Origin of the sequence: Streptomyces sp. NPDC058239 (genome assembly GCF_042882185.1) — a bacterium.
In the GTDB taxonomy this organism is placed as follows: domain Bacteria; phylum Actinomycetota; class Actinomycetes; order Streptomycetales; family Streptomycetaceae; genus Streptomyces.
Genome location: NZ_JBHVWS010000037.1, coordinates 37,414 through 56,472 on the forward strand (window position 1 = coordinate 37,414; position 19,059 = coordinate 56,472).

14 protein-coding genes and 1 pseudogene are annotated in these 19,059 nt (G+C 68.5%); 4 read left to right on the forward strand and 11 right to left on the reverse strand.

Annotated features, from left to right (window positions below; all coding sequences use genetic code 11):
- Positions 1–101: 101 nt before the first annotated feature.
- Positions 102–1,364, forward strand: a complete 1,263-nt coding sequence (locus ACFVYE_RS31305; RefSeq protein ID WP_383962484.1) for a phosphatase PAP2 family protein — start codon at positions 102–104, stop codon at positions 1,362–1,364.
- Between the two features lie 381 nt (positions 1,365–1,745).
- Here the strand turns inward: ACFVYE_RS31305 and ACFVYE_RS31310 are convergent, their stop codons facing one another.
- Together ACFVYE_RS31310 and ACFVYE_RS31315 are read right to left on the reverse strand one after the other, a co-directional pair.
- Positions 1,746–3,236, reverse strand: coding sequence for a UDP-N-acetylmuramoyl-L-alanyl-D-glutamate--2,6-diaminopimelate ligase (locus tag ACFVYE_RS31310; protein ID WP_383962428.1), 1,491 nt, complete (start codon positions 3,234–3,236; stop codon positions 1,746–1,748).
- 530 nt (positions 3,237–3,766) lie between these two features.
- Positions 3,767–5,977 carry a HelD family protein gene (locus ACFVYE_RS31315; RefSeq protein WP_389607798.1) on the reverse strand — a complete coding sequence of 737 codons (2,211 nt, stop codon included), beginning with the start codon at positions 5,975–5,977 and terminating at the stop codon, positions 3,767–3,769.
- A 186-nt stretch (positions 5,978–6,163) separates the two neighbouring features.
- Between ACFVYE_RS31315 and ACFVYE_RS31320 the strand changes: the two are divergent.
- A pseudogene (locus ACFVYE_RS31320) lies at positions 6,164–6,331 on the forward strand (RNA-guided endonuclease TnpB family protein); the annotation flags it as partial.
- Between the two features lie 65 nt (positions 6,332–6,396).
- On the opposite strand, the gene ACFVYE_RS31325 reads toward ACFVYE_RS31320, so the two are convergent.
- A complete protein-coding gene (locus tag ACFVYE_RS31325) occupies positions 6,397–7,380 on the reverse strand; it encodes a LuxR family transcriptional regulator (protein WP_389607799.1) in 984 nt (327 codons plus the stop codon).
- 216 nt (positions 7,381–7,596) lie between these two features.
- Here ACFVYE_RS31325 and ACFVYE_RS31330 point away from each other — a divergent pair, with 216 nt between their 5' ends.
- Positions 7,597–9,009, forward strand: coding sequence for an aminopeptidase P family protein (locus ACFVYE_RS31330; RefSeq protein WP_383962436.1), 1,413 nt, complete (start codon positions 7,597–7,599; stop codon positions 9,007–9,009).
- Between the two features lie 82 nt (positions 9,010–9,091).
- Here ACFVYE_RS31330 and ACFVYE_RS31335 read toward each other — a convergent pair whose 3' ends face one another.
- Together ACFVYE_RS31335 and ACFVYE_RS31340 are read right to left on the reverse strand one after the other, a co-directional pair.
- Positions 9,092–10,534: a dihydrolipoyl dehydrogenase family protein gene (locus ACFVYE_RS31335; protein ID WP_383962439.1), complete on the reverse strand. Its 1,443-nt coding sequence runs from the start codon at positions 10,532–10,534 to the stop codon at positions 9,092–9,094.
- A gap of 398 nt (positions 10,535–10,932) precedes the next feature.
- Positions 10,933–11,694, reverse strand: coding sequence for a maleylpyruvate isomerase family mycothiol-dependent enzyme (locus ACFVYE_RS31340; RefSeq protein ID WP_383962442.1), 762 nt, complete (start codon positions 11,692–11,694; stop codon positions 10,933–10,935).
- A 64-nt stretch (positions 11,695–11,758) separates the two neighbouring features.
- On the opposite strand from ACFVYE_RS31340, the gene ACFVYE_RS31345 reads away from it, so the two are divergent.
- On the forward strand, positions 11,759–12,718 hold the full coding sequence (locus tag ACFVYE_RS31345) for a MerR family transcriptional regulator (RefSeq protein ID WP_383962445.1): 960 nt from the start codon (positions 11,759–11,761) through the stop codon (positions 12,716–12,718).
- A gap of 423 nt (positions 12,719–13,141) precedes the next feature.
- Here the strand turns inward: ACFVYE_RS31345 and ACFVYE_RS31350 are convergent, their stop codons facing one another.
- The 6 genes from ACFVYE_RS31350 to ACFVYE_RS31375 all read right to left on the reverse strand — a co-directional run bounded on the left by ACFVYE_RS31350 (position 13,142) and on the right by ACFVYE_RS31375 (position 19,034).
- Positions 13,142–13,969 (reverse strand): PhzF family phenazine biosynthesis protein, encoded by an 828-nt coding sequence (locus ACFVYE_RS31350; RefSeq protein ID WP_389607800.1) that lies wholly within the window; start codon positions 13,967–13,969, stop codon positions 13,142–13,144.
- 525 nt (positions 13,970–14,494) lie between these two features.
- Entirely contained in the window at positions 14,495–14,950 is a 456-nt protein-coding gene (locus tag ACFVYE_RS31355; RefSeq protein WP_383962451.1) for a CBS domain-containing protein, read from the reverse strand.
- Between the two features lie 223 nt (positions 14,951–15,173).
- Entirely contained in the window at positions 15,174–15,473 is a 300-nt protein-coding gene (locus tag ACFVYE_RS31360) for a hypothetical protein (protein WP_383962454.1), read from the reverse strand.
- Between the two features lie 217 nt (positions 15,474–15,690).
- Positions 15,691–16,761, reverse strand: a complete 1,071-nt coding sequence (gene sbnA, locus ACFVYE_RS31365; protein ID WP_383962457.1) for a 2,3-diaminopropionate biosynthesis protein SbnA — start codon at positions 16,759–16,761, stop codon at positions 15,691–15,693.
- Positions 16,762–16,971: 210 nt separating this feature from the next.
- Positions 16,972–18,042 carry a 2,3-diaminopropionate biosynthesis protein SbnB gene (sbnB, locus tag ACFVYE_RS31370; RefSeq protein WP_383962459.1) on the reverse strand — a complete coding sequence of 357 codons (1,071 nt, stop codon included), beginning with the start codon at positions 18,040–18,042 and terminating at the stop codon, positions 16,972–16,974.
- Positions 18,039–19,034, reverse strand: coding sequence for a TauD/TfdA family dioxygenase (locus tag ACFVYE_RS31375; RefSeq protein ID WP_383962486.1), 996 nt, complete (start codon positions 19,032–19,034; stop codon positions 18,039–18,041). Before ACFVYE_RS31375 ends, sbnB begins: the two co-directional genes overlap by 4 nt.
- Between the last annotated feature and the right edge of the window lie 25 nt (positions 19,035–19,059).

The following is a 19,059-nucleotide window of genomic DNA, read 5'->3' on the forward strand; positions in this document are numbered from 1 at the left end:
AATTGATATCTATAGCATCGCGGGTGTTTTCGCGAATAACCTGCAGAATTACGTCCGCCGCGTGGCGTCGACCACGGGCGGTGCTGTGGGCCACGGTGACGGTGGCGGCCCTCGGATTCCTCATCGCGCTGGAGATCGCCGCGCGTCGGTACGGCCTGCCGGGGCCGATCGCCACCCAGGTGCAAGAGGTGGTAGTCGCCCCCAAATCGGGTTTCCTGTTGTACGCCAGTATGGCGTTGATGATGGTGGTGCTGACCTGGCGGCAACGGTTCATCGCGGTTGGTGTCGCGATCGGCATCGACGTCACCTTCTTGCTGGTGCGGTGGGCGGCCGACATCAAGGTGACCGAAGGCCACCCCTTCGGCAACGGTGCGTTGTGGGTGATTCTGGGCTGTGCGGTCATCGCTGTCACGCGTCGCACAGGCCGGGAACGTGTCCTGCTGCTGAAGGGCGTCGGGCTGGGCCTGCTGTTGGTGGCCGGCCGAAAGACTGGTGATACCTGGCTACTCATCACGTCGAAGACCCGCCCGGCGGTGCTCGACCAATACGTGGCAACCGCCGATCACGCACTGGGCAACCCCTCGTGGCTGGTAGGCCGGATCGTCACGGCCACCGGCCCGATCGGCGCCCATGTTCTCGACTACGTCTACACTCAGCTTCCGGTGGCCGCGGTCCTCGTCGCGTTGTATCAGCTACGTCACGTGGTGGTCGAGCGTCGCTTCCCGGGCCATCATCTGGTGCGCACCTTTCTGGTCATCGGCCTCCTCGGGCCGGGCATCTACATGATCTTCCCGGTGGTCGGACCGATCTTCGCCTACGGCGCCGACGGCGGGCACTGGGCGGTGGCCAACCTGTGGCCGGACACACCGCCGCCGATCAGTACCCCGCACCACATGCCATTCGACAAGATCACCCCACGCAACTGCATGCCCAGCCTGCACACGGCGTGGGCTACCGCGATCTTCATTCATTCCCGCAAGGGCCCCCGGATTCTGCAATTCGCGGGCGCGTTCTGGCTGATTGCCACGCTCGGCGCAACGCTGGGCTTCGGCTACCACTACGGTGCGGATATCGTTGCCGGCGTGGTGTTCACGCTCACGATCGAGGCAGCGCTGCGCTCGCTCGAACGTGGCTGGGACAGGTCAGGAATCCAGCTGGTCACCTACGGTGCAACGGTCTTCGCTGCGCTCTTGGTGTCATATCGCTATCTGCCGATGGAGATGGCCGAACATCCGTGGGTGTTTGGGCCACTTCTCATTCTGGCGGCTACCTCGGTGGTTTACTGCTACGTACGGACCACCAAACTGTGGGAACCGAAGGCCGCGCCGGCGCTACAACCGGAACCGCAACCCGAACTGGTTTGAGTCACGATGCATCAGGAGGCGTGCGAGCTCCAGGTGCGACTCGTAGAGCACGTGACTTTGTGTCGTTCAGCGTGATCCGTTGCCCCCGTGCTGGTTTGGCGCTGACCTGAAACCGCATGTCGGCCCCCACAGTCGCGGACCCGGCAGACACGACGTCCTGGCGTCACGGAAGTGACTGCGTCGACGGCATGAAACCGCGCCGTCCAGGTCCCACGAGGACTGGACGGCGCGGCACGTTTCAGCGTCCGTCGAGCCGAACCGCCGAGCAGAACGCTTTCAACCGGGCTGCAACTGGTCGCCGCACAACCCCTCTTCCCAACCTCCCGGCACCACCGCAGGAGTGTCATTGTGCGAGCGAGGGCGACCGGAGACGGCCGCCCGTCACTCCTGCGCGGCTGCGAGTTCGCGCACCGTGGCCATGTCGCTGAACGGAATCAGCTGTTCACCGACGATCTGGTACGGCTCACTGCCCTTCCCCGCAACCAGGACGACGTCATCCGGGCCGGCAGCGGACAGGGCAAACGCGATCGCCCGGCGGCGGTCGGCGAACCTCTCGAATCGGGTGCCGGTGGCCACGAGCCCCGGCGTGATCTGGTCCATGATCGCCTCGGGGTCCTCATTCCGTGGGTTGTCCGAGGTGAGGACACACAGATCGGAATGGGTCCCGGCGATCTCGCCCATCTGCGCGCGCTTGGTGACGTCCCGGTCGCCCCCGCAACCGAACACGGTGATGACCCGGCCCGGCGCGAAGTCCCGGATGGCGGAGAGCACCTTGTCCAGGGAGTCGGGGGAGTGGGCATAGTCCACGATCACGGACGAGCCGTGGGGAGTCTCGAAGCGTTCGAGCCGCCCGGGGATCGGGGGCATCCGGTCGAGTGCGGCAACCAGACCTGCCAGGTCGTGTCCCAGGAGGTGACAGGCCGCCACAGCGGCCAGCGCATTGGCCACCGAGAACCGGCCGGGTACCGGGATCGCCGCGGGGTACTTGTTCCCCGCGTGGTGGAGGGTGAAGCGCGTACCGACGGCGTTCATGCTCAGGTCGGTCGCCCGGTAGTCGGCCTCCGCGTCGATGCCGTACGTGGTGACCGCGCCCGGCATGATCCGCCCGATCCCGGCGCCCACGGAGTCGTCGGCGTTGACCACTGCGAGCCGGCAAAGCCCCTGGAAGAGGCGGAGCTTGGCGTCGCGGTAGTTCTCCATGGTGCCGTGGTCGTCCAGGTGGTCCTGCGTGAGGTTGGTGAAGATCCCCACGTCGATGAATGCACGGTCCACCCGGTGGTTCAGCAGTCCCATCGAGGTGGCCTCCAGGACCACGGTGCCCACCTCGTGGTCGCGCATGTGTGCCAACAGGTACTGGAAGTCAGGCGATTCCGGTGTGGTCAACACCGAGTGCGGCATCGGGATCGGTTCGTCGCCGATCCGGCTGCCCGATGTGCCGATCACGCCCACCTTCGCGCCCTCGGCGATCCTCAGGACGGACTCGACCATGTACGACACCGAGGTCTTCCCGTTGGTACCGGTCACGGCCACCATGTCCATGTCCTGACCGGGTTCGCCGTAGTAGCGGGAGGTGACGACCGCCGCTGCTGTCCGGGTGTCCGGCACCCCGACGATGCATGCATCGCCTGCCAATGCCCGTACTGCCGCTGGGAGATCGGGTCCTGTCCTGTCTACGAGTACCGCCGCAGCGCCACGTGCCAGTGCCGAGCCGATGGCCTCGGGACCCCCTTCCCGATGACCGGGCACGGCGATGAACAGCGAACCCGGCGAAACGCGATGGGCGTCGAAACAGGCTCCTGCGCTGATCCGCGCATCCGTATCGCCCAGAAGGACCTCGTGATCGTGACCGGCCAGCAACTCCCTCAACTTCATACAGGGTCCTCTCGAAAATGCGGCACGCCCCATCGGCCGTTGCCGAAGGGGATGCCGACGGCGGGCCGAGGAGCTGCGCGAGTGTGTGGTGCTGCGGAACGCGCAGCGAAGGGGGTGGAGAAGCGCTCCACGTGTGGAGCAGAAGATGCGGGAGAAGTTGCGGATCAGACGATCGGGGCTGAAATCCGTGACGACCGTGAGCGCCTGGCTAGCCGTGACCGTGCAGCGCACGGCAGAGCGCCTTCGGCGCAACTGGGCCCAGCACGTGAGGGGCCTGTCGCAGGCACTTCCTCACTGCGTATGTGTCGCCCATGGGTGGAGTGTACGTCCCACGGAGCGGTCCTGAATCCGCCCGCTCATCTCGACCAGCCGGCGGCTTCGTCGCAGTTCGGTGAGCAGCCCGGGCAGATCGCACACGAGTAGACGACAGGCACCTGGAGAGCGACACCCGCGGTGGCGGGCCCGGGAGCGGCACCCGGAGCGGCGGCATCCATGGCCGGTGCCGCTCGAGTGCCGCGCCCAGGGCGCCGTCAGCGCAGCGACTCGGGCAGCCCCTCCCGGTGGACGATGCCCAGGCGCTGCGTGGCACGGGTCAGAGCCACGTACAGGTCGCTGGTCCCATACCTGGCGGGCTCCACGACCAGCACATGGTCGAATTCGAGCCCCTTCGCCTGCCGGGGGTCGAGCAGAACCACCGTGCGGGTCAGATCGGGTTCGGCGCCGGCCCTGACTCCTTCCAGCGGAGCGGCGATCTCCTCGTGGAGCGCCCGCGGCGCGATCACCGCGAGGCGTCCCTCCTCGGGCATCAGCTCCGAGACCGCCTGCGCCACCGCCCCCGCCAGGTCCTCCCCGGCGTCCCGCGTCCACGGCACCTCGCCGGTGGACCGCACCGAGCCGGGCGGCTCGAAGGAAGGGTCGTCGGCGCGTACGACCCTGGCGGCCAGCTCCATGATCTCGGCGGGCGTGCGGTAGTTGACCTTGAGCCTGACGTGCTCGAAGCGGTCACCGACGTACGGCTCCAGGATCTTCTCCCACGAGCCGACGCCTGCCTCCTCGGACGTCTGCGCGGGGTCGCCGACCAGGGTCAGCGAGCGGGTCGGCGAACGGCGCATCAGCAGCCGCCACGCCATCGGTGACAACTCCTGCGCCTCGTCGACGATGATGTGCCCGAACGCCCAGGAGCGGTCGGCGGCGGCCCGCTCGGCCGCGCTGCGGTGATCGGCCTCCTCCTGACGCTGCGCCATCCGCTCGGCGTCGATGACGTCGTGGGCGGCCAGGACCTCGGACTCCTCGTCCTCGAACTCGTATGTCTCCGAGCCCCTCGACAGCTCCAGAACGCCCTGCGCGTACGCGATCCGCTCCTGGCGCTCGGCCTCGGCGGCGGCCTGCTCGGCGCTGTCGTCGACCCCGAGGAGTTCCGCCGCCTCGTCGAGCAGCGGAACGTCGGCGGGGGTCCACCTTCCGCCGCCGGGTGCGCGCCGGATGGCTTCGGCGTCCTCGTCCGGTACGTACACGGGGTCGGCCAGGTAGTCGGTGAGAAACCCCTCCGGGGTGAGCGCGGGCCACAGCTCGTCGACGGCCGAGTGCAACGCCTTACTGACGGCGACACCCTTGCCGAGCTGGGCGATGTCGTCGGGGCCGAGGAAATTGGGACCGCCGTACGGATCGGCCCCGATGCGCTCCGTGAGCTGCGCGGTGAGGGCATCGATGATCCGGAACGCGAAGTGCGGGCGGGCGAGATTGTGCGGCAGGCGGGTGTCGCGGGCCGCCTGGCGGGCCTCGTAGGCGATCTCCCAGTCGAGGACGAGGTCCCCGTCGTCGTGCGGGATGACCAGCGGGGCGCCGGGCTCGGGCAGCCGCTGCCGGTCGCGCACGGCGAGCGCAAGCGCCTGCGCCATCGGCTCGCCGCCCTTGACGGCGGCGGCACGGGGTGTGTCGGTGCCGTCGGCATGGACCCCGGGGAAGAGTTCGGCCTGCGTGGCGAGCAGGACACCGGTCTCGCCGAGCGCGGGCAGCACCTCGCCGATGTAGCTCAGGAAGGCCGGGTTGGGGCCCACGATCAGGACGGCGCGCTTGGCTAGCAGCTCACGGTGCTCGTACAGCAAGAAGGCCGCCCGGTGCAGCGCCACCGCCGTCTTGCCGGTACCGGGACCGCCCTCGACGACGAGCACACCGCGGTGCGGGGCGCGGATGATGCGGTCCTGCTCCGCCTGGATGGTCCGCACGATGTCGCCCATGCGGCCGGTGCGGGCTGAGTTCACGGCGGCGAGCAGCACCGCGTCGCCGCTCGGGTCCTCGAAACCGGTGCGCTCGCGGTCCCCGACGTCGAGGATCTCGTCGTGCAGCTCGGTGACGACGCGGCCCTCGGTGGTGATGTGTCTGCGCCGGCGCAGCCCCATCGGCGTATGACCGGTGGCGAGATAGAAGGGGCGGGCTACCGGCGCACGCCAGTCGATCAGAAGGGGCGTATGCGCGGTGTCGTCCTCGCGGATTCCGATACGGCCGATATGGTGCGTGGCGCCGTCGGAGAGATCGATGCGGCCGAAGCACAGCGAGCCGTCCACCGCATTCAGCGCGGCCAGCAGACCCGAGCGTTCGGCGACGAGCACGTCGCGTTCGAGACGGGCCTGCAGTCCGGTCCCGACCGGCGTCAGCGCGTCCTCGACGTGCTGTGCGGTGACTCCGCGCAGCACGTCGACACGGTCATAGAGCCGGCCGATGAATTTCTGCTCCTTCTGCAATTCGGCACTTTCCCGATTTGACAAAATGACCCCCTGCCGGATATGGTGCTTCTTAGTGGCCCTATATTGGGGCATTTTCTGTGGGCGCACAGAACCACTCAATATACCTGTGATAATCCCCGGTCCGTAATTGTGGACCGGGGATTTCTTGTGCTGCCGGTGCTGCGGGCCCCGCATCGCGGCGACTCCAAGCCCGCACCACCTCTCTCGGAACGAACCCATGCCTGCACCGCGTGTCAAGCCGTGTCCCCCAGGGACAAGAACTCCGCCCGCGTGATGCTGGTCCGGGCTGGTCTCAAGCCGGCTGGTGCTGATCGCGTAGGACCGGACGGGGCGCTGTCCCGTCCGGCAGCGCGAGCTGGACATCCCCGATCGGCCCGGGAGGGTGAGGGATCCCCTCCCTTCATGCAGGGGAGGTTTCAAAGCCATCCGCAGCGCTGTGCCTGCAAGGCCATCTGGAAGCGGTTCGCGGCGCCCAGTTGGGCCATCAGGATCTGCAGGCGACGGAACAGCGTGCGCCGGCTGATTCCCATCTCGCGGGCGATGACGTCGTCGCTCGCGCCGCCGGCGAGGAGCCACAACAGGCGGCGGTCGGCGGGTAGCAGGCCACCCGGGCGGGTGGTCCGGCCGTGGAACGGCAGGGCATTCTGCCAGGACTGCTCGAACAGTGCCACGAGCGCGGAGAGCAGGCCGCACGGCTGCACGACCAGCATGGTGTTGTGCACGTCGGCCTCTTTGATCGACAACGACACGAGCGCGTACGCCTCGTCGATGATCACGAGTTTCACCGGCACCGACGGCAGTACCCTGACCTGTTCGCCTGCCTTGATGCACGGTTCGATGACCTCCTTCAGGTGGCCCGGATGCTCCAGCGACTCCCGCGAGTACACGACACGCTGCGTCACACCGCGGGCGAGCGTGGCCAGCGCGTCGTCAGTGGCCCCGGACAAGGGGAAATACGGTGGTGACTCGAACTGCCGGATCTGATCGCGGGCGCTCGCCCAAGCGTGACGAATCCTGGGGCCGATGGCGTCGCCGGTGACGACCTCGACGAGATTGTCGTTGTACGCGGCGAGCCGCTGTCGCCGGAACGACTCGAACGCGCCCCCGACGGTGATGCGCGACTCCTCGACCTCGGCCGCCCGGTGCCGGGCGAGGATCTCCAGGCCCGCGGCGGGCGGAACCGGGGCCACCACCTCCCCGCCCTCCTCGGCGGCACTGGCCAGACCGGCGTCGACCAGTGCGCCGTATGCCGTGGCGAGTTCCGCAGCGCCCAGACCGGCCGCGGTTCCGATCGCACTCAGCGGAGCGGGGGCCAGTTCCAGCAGCGCCAGATAGACCTGGCCCGCCGCGTGATCGATTCCCAGAAGCCGAAGGGCCTCGCCGAGTTTCGCGTTCGTCATATGCCGCATTATCGACGGCTCCTGTCGGGGCTATGGCCGATCTGTGCCAGTGGCAGTCTTCGGCACCAACCGCGCGCGGCGCGGGATACCGTCCGGGAGCCGCCATCGACCGGCGGCAGCGAGGGCGCCCGGGCCGCACCGGGAGGGAGCTCGGCCTGTCCATAGGGCTCTCTGCCCCTCGCCGCTGAGGAACCCACCCAGAAGAAGGTGTATGACGTGGCGAAAGGCCGGAAGAACGGTCTCTACTCAGGGATCTCCGAGGAACTGTCCGCTCTGATGCGGACGGGGTGGGCGGACACCGAGCGGCACGATCTGCGGCTCGGCGAGCAGGCTCCGTACGCGGCCCGTCGCCGCGCCGCGCTCTCCGCGCGCTTCCCCGGCGAACGCCTCGTGATCCCCTCGGGGAGTCTCAAGGTCCGTTCGAACGACGACACCTACCCGTTCCGCCCGTACTCCGGCTACGTGCACATGGCCGGAGACCAGGCCCGGGACGGCGCGCTCGTCCTCGAACCCCGTGCGGACGGCGGCCATGACGCCTACTGCTACCAGCTGCCGCGGGACAGCAGGGACAACGACGAGTTCTGGGTCGGCGCCACGGCGGAGCTGTGGATGGGCCGGCGCCGCTCCCTCGCCGAGTCGGAGCTCGTACTCGGCCTGCCCTGCCGCGACGTCCGCACGGCGGCCCGCGACCTGGCCGCCGCCTCCGGTGCGCCGACCCGGATCGTCCGCGGTCTCGCCCTGTCCCTCGAGGCCGCCGTCACCACCGAAGAGGAGCGCGACGCCGAACTGGAAGAGGCGCTCAGTGATCTCCGCGTCGTCAAGGACGACTGGGAGATCGCCGAGCTCCGCGAGGCCGTGGACTCCACCGTGCGCGGATTCACCGATGTGATCGGTGAGCTCTCCCGGGCCATCGCGTCGTCCGAGCGGTGGATCGAGGGCACGTTCTTCCGCCGGGCACGCCTTGAGGGCAACTCCGTCGGCTACGGCTCGATCTGCGCCGCGGGCGAGCACGCCACGATCATGCACTGGACGGACAACGACGGGCCGGTGCGCCCGGGGGACCTGCTTCTGCTCGACGCCGGCGTGGAGACGCACACCCTCTACACCGCCGACGTCACGCGCACGCTTCCGATCAGCGGGACCTTCACGCCCCTGCAGCGCAAGGTCTACGACGCGGTGTACGAGGCCCAGGAGGCCGGCATGGCCGCCGTCAAGCCGGGCGCCGCGTACCGCGACTTCCACGAGGCGTCCCAGCGCCACCTGGCGGCCCGGCTGGTCGAGTGGGGCTTCATCGAAGGCCCGGCCGACCGCGCGTACGAGCTCGGCCTCCAACGCCGCTTCACCATGGCGGGCACCGGTCACATGCTCGGTCTGGACGTCCATGACTGCGCGCAGGCCCGGCACGAGGAGTACGTCGACGGCGTGCTGGAGCCGGGCATGGTGCTCACCGTCGAGCCCGGCCTGTACTTCCAGCCGGACGACCTCACGGTGCCCGAGGAGTGGCGCGGCATCGGCGTCCGGATCGAGGACGATCTGGTCGTCACCGACGACGGTCACGAGAACCTGTCAGCGGGCCTGCCGCGGTCTGCGGACGACGTCGAGGCGTGGATGGCCCGGTTCGCGGGTTGAGTGTGTCGAAGCAGGGGCCCGGTGCCGGATCCCTCGGATCGAACGGGTGCCGACCGACAACGCCCGTCCACGGAGACACCGCCTACTTCCGGTGGTAGGCGGCTAGGAGGAAGAGCCAGATCTCGCTGACGGTCGGGAAGCAGGCGACCGCGTGCCGCAGTCGTTTGAGCGGGACCTCACCGGCGACGGCGATGGTCGCGGAGTGCAGCAGTTCGCTGATTCCGTAGCCGACGAAGGTCACCCCGAGCAGGACCTCCCGGTCGAGATCGACCACCATCCGGGCGTGGCCCTGGTAGCCGTCGGCGTAGAGGTCGGCGCCCTGGGCGGTGTTGAAGTCGAGGTCGACGACCTCGGTGCGGTGGCCGGCCCGGCCTGCTTCCTCGGCGGACAGGCCCACCGCGCCCGCCTCGGGGTCGGTGAAGAAGACCTGCGGCACGGCGTGCTGGTCGGCGGTGGTGGCGTGGTCGCCCCAGGGGGCGTCGTCCAGCGGGAGGCCGGCGGCGCGGGCGCCGATCGCGTCGCCCGCTGTCCGGGCCTGGTACTTGCCCTGGTGGGTGAGGAGAGCGCGGTGGTTGACGTCGCCAAGGGCGTACAGCCAGTCGCCTTCGACGCCGCGGACCAGACAGGTTGTGTCCACGTCCAGCCAGGAGCCTGGGGTGAGGCCGACCGTGTCCAGGCCGATGTCGTCGGTGTGTGGGGCGCGGCCGGTGGCGAACATGACTTCGTCGGCCTCCAGCTCGCTGCCGTCGTCGAGGGTGAGGGTGACCGAGTCGGGGCGACGCAGGGCGGTCACCTCCACTCCGATCCGCACGTCCACGCCCGCCTGAGTCAGGCCGCGTGCGATGAGCTCGCCGGCGAAGGGTTCCATCCGGGGCAGCAGGGGGCGGCGCGCGAGCAGGGTGACCTGGGAGCCGACGCCCTGCCAGAGGGTGGCCATCTCGACGCCGACCCCGCCGCCACCGACGATGGCGAGCCGGGCGGGGACGGTGCTGGAGTCGGTGCCGCGCCGGTTCGTCCAGGGGCGAACATCTTCGATGCCCGGGATGTCGGGCAGCATCGGGCGGCTGCCGGTGGCGATGGCCACGGCGTGCCGGGCGGTGAGCGTCTGGCTTGCGCCGTCGTCCCGGGTGACCGTGACCCGGCGGGGGCCGTCGATCCGGCCTTGGCCGCGGAAGAGGTCGGCGCCGATGGACCTGACCCACTTGGCCTGTCCGCTGTCGTCCCAGTCGCTGACGTAGTGGTTTCGGCGGGCGAAGACCCGGTCGGTGTCGAGCCGGCCGGTGACGGCCTGCCGGGCGCCGTCCACCCGCTGGGTGTCGGCGACGGCGACAACCGGCCTCAGCAGCGCCTTGCTGGGGACGCACGCCCAGTAGGAGCATTCACCGCCGACGAGCTCACACTCCACGACGGCGACGGTGAGGCCGGCGGCACGGGCGTGGTCGGCGACGTTCTGTCCGACCGGGCCTGCGCCCAGCACGACCACGTCATACGTTCCATTTATGTGGCTTTTTAGTGATTCATTCATTTCTCCATCGCATCACGATCAGCGGTCGATCGCTCAGCCATGGGTTGCGTCGCTTGAGGACAGTCCCCCGTCCGCGTCGGCGTGAGAGCCCATTCGCGAAGCAACTGGGGAAGTACGGACCACGCATTGCCCGTGATCATTCCGCCGCCGTGCATGGAGTACGGCAGCGGCAGAGGCCCGGCGATCCAGGCTGGCCGTGCGCTCACGAGCGCGACGTCCTGCCCGCCCGACGCTCCCGGCACACGCAGCGCTGCCAGGCAGCCGGACAGGCCGACGAACGCGCACTGGCACGGGCCGTCAACCCTGCCCCGGCAGACGCTGCTGAAAGCGGATCGGGTGGGGTCAGATCGCCAGGCGGACCGACGCGACGCTGGAAGCGCCTTGCGGATCACCTGAGGCTAGAGCGCCGTGTGGGCCAGCCAGTGGTCCAGCAACGCGCGGTCGCCCGTCACCGTCACCCGGTCGTCCTCCGGAGGGACGCGGTGGGAGAACACCAGCATGAGGTCCGCCACCGCCCCCGACACCACCACGTCGGCCTCGACCGGCCCGCGCTCCCACCGAAGCACCTCAGGTGTCCTGGTGATCACCCAGCCCTCCATCGACCTCGGCCGGAACCCGATCCGCTCGCCCCGGCCGCGCAGCCCGGCGACCGCCGGCCTGGCCGTCTCAAAGGCCGGCGTGGACAGCAGGTCCAGGTTCTCGCTGATCACACCCGCCGCGAGGTCGTCGGCGATCTCGAACGCGGTGTCCGTCGCAAACGCCGCGTCGTAATGGTGGACACAGGTGTCGCTCAGCACCCTGCGCAGCCAGAAGACCACCGGTCGCGGCCCGAAGAACGTGTGCATCTCGGTGTCCGCGCCGGTCCTCTGGATCGCGCGGATCAACTCCTCCGCGCCCTCGCGCAGCCACCCGGCCCACTTGTCAGGGGCGCCGGGATCGGCCTGCCGCGGGTCAGGGACCTGCAACTGCTCTCCCTTGCACACGAGTTCGGCCGCCCACCGGTGCTCCTGGCCGACGTGCCCGACAAGGGTACGCAGCGGCCAATCCGGACAGGTGGGCACCCGAGTATCCGGGTCCCTTCCGGCGACCGCGCGGGCGAACCCTCCGGTCCGCTCCCGCAGGCCCTCCACGAGCCGTGCGGTGTCCAGCGTCGACGTCATCACGAAAGCTCCTCTCACGGGGTAACGCCGGTACGGTAGAAACTCCAGTCCAGTGGAGGTTCAAGTGCCTTTGCTCGATGAGACGCTCGGGATCGGCGACCTGGCGCGGCTGACTGGCGTGCCGGTGCGGACCATTCGCTTCTACTGCGACGAAGGCATCATCGACTCGGTGCGCAGCACGGGCGGGCACCGCAGGTTCGACCGGGCGGCCGTGGAGCGGCTCGGCCTGGTCAGACGGCTGCGCGGGCTCGGGCTCGGGCTGACCTCCATCAGGCATGTGCTCGCCGGCGAACGCTCCGTGGCCGAGGTCGTCGCGGCCGAGCGGGCCGCGCTCGACGTGCAACTCGCGGACCTGGCCTGGCGGCGGGCCTCGCTGCGCGCGGTCGAGGAGGCCGGACCGGCAGAGCGGGCGGCCAGGCTGGAGCTGCTGGCCGCCGTGGAGAGCGGGGGTGCCGCGCGCAATGCGCTGATCGACTTCTGGAGACGCACGATGGTCGCCCCGGTGTCTGAGGCAATGCTCACCGCGTTCGTGACCATGGCCGTGCCCGAGCCGCCGACCGACCCGACCCCGCCGCAGGTGGTCGCATTCGCTGAACTGTTCGCCCTGGCCGGCGACCGGGCACTGACACGCGGCCTGCTGGCCATGGCGCGGGCCAACGCCGAACTGATCGCTGACGAGGCCGAGCTGATGAACGGGATCAGCGAGGCGTGTGCGCTGGCCCAGCCCATGGTGCAGGCGGGCGAGCCTCCCCGCGTGGGCCCCGAACTCGATCGGTTCGTCGCGGCACACGCCTCGGTGCGCGGCGGCAGCGACACCCCGCAGTTCAGAGGCCGACTGCTGGCCCACGTGGCTGCCGACCGCGACCCCCGGATGCGCCGCTACTGGCGGCTCGTGGCCGAGGCCGGCGGCGACCAGGCCACACTCGGCGTGTCCCACCTGTGGCTGACCGACTCCCTCGAACGCTCCGTGGGTCCTGACGGTGCCGCTGAGGCGCGCCCAGCAGAGCGGGGCGGTCCCAGGTGACGTCGTGGGCCGGAGGTGTGCAGTCGCTGCTGGTCAGTTGCTCGACGACGGAGCAACTCCGGGAGGGTTCCGTGGTCATGCCGGGCCTGCTGTCGGTTGTGGTGTGTGATGGCCTGCGAGCGGACGCAGCCGCAACGAAACCGCGGTGAAGCAATACCCATGACGAAACTCCCCGCTGCGAGATTTCGAGGCGGGCTCCTGCCGTTCCGTGCGGTTCCGCGGAGCGCGTGCCGGCAGAAGGCCCATCAGTGCGGCCCCGCACCGAGCCTGGTGCCGACTCGTCCCGGATGCCGCCGATTTGCGGTGTGCTGGGCCGCGATCAGACGGACGGGGATCGCCGAGGGGTCAGCCGAGTGGGACATCCCGGCGGGACACAGCTGAGAGGGTCTCAGGAGTCCCAGGTGGGCGGCGGAACCGGCAAGACTAGGCGTGCAGGGTGCCGTCCATGACCGTGACGGCGTTTCCTGTGAGGTGGACACGGTTGCTGTGCACGGCAGTGTGGACCAGGCCAGGGCGCGCGGACGCCTGGAGGCCGGTGAGTTCGTCGCGGCCAAGTCGCGTCGACCAGTACGGGGCGAGCGCGGTGTGGGCGCTGCCCGTGACCGGGTCCTCGAGAATGCCTTCGGCCGGTGAGAAGAAGCGGGACACGAAGTCGTACTTCAGACCGGTCTCAGCCGCCGGGGCGGTGATGATGACGCCGCGCAGGCCCTCGCGGCGCGTCAGGGCGGCTACCGCGTCCAGGTCGGGAGTCACGGCCCGAACGGTGGCTTCGTCGGGCAGGACTGTCAGCAGATCGCCGAGCGCGCCGGTATGGAAGGTGGCTTCAGTCCTGACCGCCAGCGCCTCGGCCAGCCCTTCCGGTACGGGGACTTCGGCGCCGGGCGCGGCCGGAAAGTCCAGAGTGACGCTGCCTCCCGCGTCGGCGTGTGTGACCAGGACGCCGCTCTGCCGACTGCTGAACCGCACGGTGCCCACGAGACCCCGCTCCGCGCGCAGGATGTGCGCCGTAGCCAATGTGGCATGGCCGCACAGATTGGTCTCGACGAGCGGTGCGAACCAACGGATCGCCCAGTCGGCCTCGGACCCAACAGGCAGCGGGAGAGCGAATGCGGTCTCCGAGTAGTTCATTTCGGCCGCGACCTGCTGCATCCAGGTGTCCTGCGGCCACTCCCCGGCGGGCAGGAGACACACACCTGCTGGGTTCCCGGAGAACGGACGATCTGTGAACGCGTTGACAACATGGAATCTCATGCGAGGACCGTAGCAATGCCATTTAGCGCCCAACCAAGTCCAATCTGAGATAAGTGGACTGACTTTGGGTGGGCGCAGATGACGGCCCAGGGGCGTCTCGTGAATGATCTTTGATTGGTGGAGGCGCGGTCAGTCGCCGTGCGGCCCGTTCGCCTTTCCGGCCGGGGCGAGCTGTGCAGGATCGGAGGCGCACATTGACGGCCCCGAAGCGCGACCGAAAAGCTCACTGTTCGCCTGCGCCGCCGGTATCCGCCGAGCGGGCTCTCCCGCCCCGCCGGGCAGTGTCGGCCACGACATGGCCGGGCCAGGCTCCGAGGCAGCTCACGGTGCTTGCTCGGCAGAGCCGAAGCTCGCGAGCGGGTGGCTCGTACGAGCCGTATCGACGCCAGGAGCATGGTCCGTGCATGCATCGCGGACCATGCATTCTGCGCATGCGGCGTCTACCGGCTCATCGGCGCGGCGGCCGGGTGCCGCGCGGATCGCACACCCGGTCGGCGACTGTTTTCCGGGTTTCGAGGAGACGCCTCATGCGGACTGATCGGACATTCCAGCGCTCGCGTATACGCGGCTCGCGAACTCGGCAATCTGTTCGTCGCTCAGATTCTTCGCAAGGTTGGCCTCCGTGATCATGCCGACCAGACGGTGGCCGCCCTGGACGTCGATCACCGGCAACCGCTTGATCTGATGTTCCTCCATGGTCGTCAGGACGTCGGTGGCGTCCGCTTCGGCATCGATCCAGTGCACCCTGGCGTTGAGCGATCCGGCCTGCACGGTTGCCGGGTCGACGCCCTCGGCGCAGCACTTGACGATGATGTCACGGTCGGTGATCAAGCCTGTGAGCTTGTTGTTGTCGCCGCAGATGGGCAGGCAACCGACGTTCAGGTCGCGCATCATCTTCGCCACGTCGAACAGCGACTGATGCGCACCGACGCACTGTACGCCGCTGGACATGATGTCTCGCGCTCGCAGCTTCTCAGCCATGATTTCCTCCCGTTCTCGACAGCGTTTGTGTCCTCCGCCATCGATCACAACACGAATGGCTCAACACCGCTCCCTGGAAGCGTCAGCAAGACAGGGAAACCCGGGTCGGCCGCGATCGCGCACGGATCCAGGTGCTCGTACAACAAACCTTTTTGGTGCCTGTCGACCGTGTGACTTCGGCCCGCCGACCCTACGGCGCCGTCAACATGCGGAACGATGACTGTTATGGCTCCAGGTGACTGAATCCCACCTCGAAGCGCTCGACCGAGACAACCCGTTGGCCTTCCCTCTTTGCGATTTCTTCGCGAAGCCGGGTTGTCCTTTCCTCGCCGGCCTGCATGGTCTGCTCGTCATCCCACAAGGTCAGCGATTTGGCCTTCCCAGAGGCTCGGTCGACGAGGTAGTACACGCCCCGGAAGCCGGGGACCTGCTGGACCTGTTCGAGAGTCTCTTCCCAGTTCGCGGTCAGGTCTCCCTGTGCAGGAACCGGTGATCCCTCATAGGTGCTCAGCCTCGCGAACATCGCTGTCACCCCTTCCTGGCCGGCTGCCGGTCGTGGGACAGGCAGCCTCACGATCAGAGTGCTCCGGCATTCGCACGTCGCATGCCGAGCGGCCGTTCCGTCCATCCACCGGCCCGGTGGGGGCTCGTCTGCCCGGGACTTCAGCCGCCTGCTCTGGGTACAGCACCCAGGAGGGCCTTGTCCGGGCTGCCGGCTCCGTGGACAGAACACCGTGGTCTTACGATCCTGGAGCTGATGGTGTGGGTTGCGGTTGCCGGTCTGCAGGATCCAGCCGCCGGATCCACCGTGGCGGTGGCGCGGGGGAGGCTGCCCAGGAATCGGCGGCCACCTCGTCGGAGTCGAGCACGTCCTCGCCGTAGAGATCCTGCAGCCAGTTGGTCTGGTAAATGGTGTCGAGGTAGCGCTCGCCGAGGTCCGGGCCGATGGCCACTGCGGTGAGCTCACGCGCGTCGTGCCGGGCCAACCAGTCCGTTGCTCCGCTGACCACCGTGCCGGTGGAGCCGCCGAACAGGAATCCGCGCCTGGCCAGACGGTGGCAGGTACGGATGGTGTCCGCCTCCTCGATGTAAATCACCTCATCCACATAGGACTCGTCGAGCAGCGGCGGGCGCATGCTCATCCCCAGGCCGGGAATCATCCGGCGACCGGGCGGACCGCCGAAGGACACCGAGCCGACGCTGTCCACCGCGATGATCCGCACCGGCCGGTGCCATTCCCGGAAGTAGCGCGCGCAGCCCATCAGGGTCCCGGTGGTGCCGGCCCCGACGAACAGCACGTCCAGCTGCGGGAACTGACGGGCGATCTCCGGCGCCGTCTTGCGGTAGTGCGCCTTCCAGTTGCTCGGATTGGTGTACTGGCTGAGCCACACGTACCGGTCGTCCGAGGCGCACAGCGCGCGGATGTACTCGATCCGCGCGCCGAGAAAGCCGCCGTTGGCCTCCTGATCGGCGATCACGTGCACCTGGCTGCCCAACGCCTCCATCATCAACCTGGTCGACAGGTTGCCGCGGGAGTCCGTCACACACAGGAACCGGTAGCCCTTGCTCGCCGCGATCATGCTCAGCGCCACGCCGAGGTTCCCGGACGAGGACTCGACCAGGATCGAATCCGGCTTCAGGACTCCATCCCGCTCAGCGGCCTCCACCATCTCGGTCGCGGCCTTCAACTTGATCGAGCCGGCGAAGTTGAAGCCCTCACACTTCAGGAAGAGCGAATGCCCGATGATCGACCGAAGGTCGACATAGAGATCCTCTTCGTTGAAGGCGTAAGGAACGGATACGACGGGCACGATGGTCTCCTCTACCTGGAGCAGAGCGCTTTCGGAACGTCCATCCGACCGCCGGGCGGGCTTCTCGCTCTGCGGGCGGGAGCCTGTGCCCGACCGGGCCGGACGGGGCCCTGCATCAGCGGCCGCTGTCTCGTGCGTCAGGGCCTGCTGAGACTTGAGTGGTGATCTCCTGGGATCAGCCGTGGGTGGCCTCCTGAACTTTCGGCCGGCTCATCCGTACCGGCTCAGTTCGTGGAAGAAGTCGTCGACGACGTGCAACTCTCCGCGGCGGACCACTTCGGCATAGACGTACTTGCCCACCGCTAGATCGAGCACCCCGAGGCCGAAGGGCGAGAACACCACCGGCCGGTCCGCCGGCACCGTCACCCGCCCGGCCATCACGTCGTCCAGCGTGCCGTGCAGGAAGTCCCGGTTGCCCGTGAGCTGCTCGGCCAGATGCGGCGAGGTGTCGGCCTTCAGGCAGTGCTCGATGTCATCGACGACGTTGGTCGAGGCGAGCAGGATCTCCGGTGCGAGGTCGCGCAGCGACACGTGCAGCACCAGCGGATTGTGTGCGAACCACGACAGGTCGCTGACATGCGGCTGACCGGCCACGGTGGCGAAGACCACCAGGTCGCTGTTGCGGATCAGCTGCTCGGCGCTGTCGTGCACGGTGATCCGGCCGGCGGTGCCCGACTGCTCCAGGTAACACCGGAAGCCTGCCGCGCTGTCGGCGGACACGTCGTGCACGCCGATCTCGTCGAACGACCAGCCGGTGCCGGCCAGGAAGGTGTGGATGTAGCGGGCGATCAAGCCCACCCCGAAGAACCCGACACGCGTCGGTCGCGGCCGGTCGCGGCTGAGCCAGTCGGCCGCCGACGCCGCCGACGCGGCAGTCCTGGTGGCGCTGATGATCGAGCTTTCCAGACAGGCGAACGGGTATCCGGTGTCGTGGTCGTTGAGGATCAGCACGGCCGAGGCCCTCGGGATGCCGGTCGTCACGTTCTCCGGGAAACTGGAGATCCACTTGAGGCCGTCCACCCGCACCTCCCCGCCGATCGAGGCGGGCAGCGCGATGATGCGGGAGGACGGGCGGTCGGGGAAACGCAGGAAGTACGACGGCGGGTTCACCGAATCACCGGCGCCATGCACCCGGTAGGTGGCCTCGACCAACTCCACGATCTGTTTCTCGCATCCGTGCAGCGCGCGCTGGACCTGGGCACCGGAGATCACCGCGAACGGTGGCACGGTGATCGGCGCGGTCATCGCGGACTGTGTTGCGGTGGAACTGATGGTGGTCATCCTGCGGTCACCTCGATGGTTGGCGAGCAATCGGCCAGATGCACCGGGTCGGCCAGGGCGACGAGCACTTCGCGCGGTCCCTCGAAGGGCTCCCTGCTGTGCGCGGTGCGGATGTTGTCGACGAGCATCAGGTCGCCTGCCTGCCACGGCTCGCGTGCGGTGTTGGCCTCGTAGACGCTGTTGAGCAGCTGCACGACATCCTCACCGATCGGGTCGCCGTTGCCGAAGCTGGTATTGAACGGCAGCCCGCCGACGCCGTAGACGTCCACCAGGTACTCGCGCACCTCGGGGTCCATCGTCCACTCGTTGAGGAACGCAATCTGGTTGAACCAGCAGCTCTGGCCGGTGACCGGGTGACGCACCACGGCGCTGCGGCGCTGTCTGGTGCGTAGTCCACCGTCGGGCTGCCACTCGAACGTGATGGCGTTGGCGCGGCAGTATCCCTCGACGGCACCACGGTCCTCGGTGCCGAACGCCTCGGCGATGGACGCCCCGATCTCTTCATTGTAGCTGCGGTTGAGCAGCCAGCCCTCCCGTACGAACCGCTCAGTCAACTCGGCGGGCAGCGCGTCGAGCACGGTCGGTGAGTCGGCCACCGCGGTCGCCCCGCCGTCGGTGGGCGCGCTGAGGCAGGCGAACATCATCAGGCTGGGGAACTCAAGCGTGTAACTCAGTTCGTGGTGCATGCACATCGGCTGGTTCGGCGGCCACTTCGATGAGGAGTACACGCCGTCGGAGTAGGTCTGTCGCGGCGCGAAGACCTCCTTCTCGGTCATCAGACCGGTGGCCAGCTTCGAGAAGACGGCGCCGGTCTCGGCCGGATCGCGCAGCCCGAGGCCGCGGACCAGGACCGAACCGTGCTCGGCGACGACAGCGCGCAGTGCGTCCCGGTGCTCGGCCGCCCAGCTCAGCGCGCCGCCGGTGGCCCCGGTCCGCAGCAGCGGAGGTTTGCCGGGTTCCAGTTCCACGCCTTCCAGCGACGCCGTGGGCATGAACGACATCTCGATTTTCCTTTCA

Bases quoted from the DNA above. Each gene is read 5' to 3' on its own strand.
- ACFVYE_RS31310 (WP_383962428.1), bottom strand. From the start codon at position 3,236: ATGAAGTTGAGGGAGTTGCTGGCCGGTCACGATCACGAGGTCCTTCTG.
- ACFVYE_RS31325 (WP_389607799.1), bottom strand. From the start codon at position 7,380: ATGACGAACGCGAAACTCGGCGAGGCCCTTCGGCTTCTGGGAATCGAT.
- ACFVYE_RS31335 (WP_383962439.1), bottom strand. From the start codon at position 10,534: ATGAATGAATCACTAAAAAGCCACATAAATGGAACGTATGACGTGGTC.
- ACFVYE_RS31340 (WP_383962442.1), bottom strand. From the start codon at position 11,694: ATGACGTCGACGCTGGACACCGCACGGCTCGTGGAGGGCCTGCGGGAG.
- ACFVYE_RS31350 (WP_389607800.1), bottom strand. From the start codon at position 13,969: ATGAGATTCCATGTTGTCAACGCGTTCACAGATCGTCCGTTCTCCGGG.
- ACFVYE_RS31355 (WP_383962451.1), bottom strand. From the start codon at position 14,950: ATGGCTGAGAAGCTGCGAGCGCGAGACATCATGTCCAGCGGCGTACAG.
- ACFVYE_RS31360 (WP_383962454.1), bottom strand. From the start codon at position 15,473: ATGTTCGCGAGGCTGAGCACCTATGAGGGATCACCGGTTCCTGCACAG.
- sbnB (WP_383962459.1), bottom strand. From the start codon at position 18,042: ATGACCACCATCAGTTCCACCGCAACACAGTCCGCGATGACCGCGCCG.
- ACFVYE_RS31375 (WP_383962486.1), bottom strand. From the start codon at position 19,034: ATGCCCACGGCGTCGCTGGAAGGCGTGGAACTGGAACCCGGCAAACCT.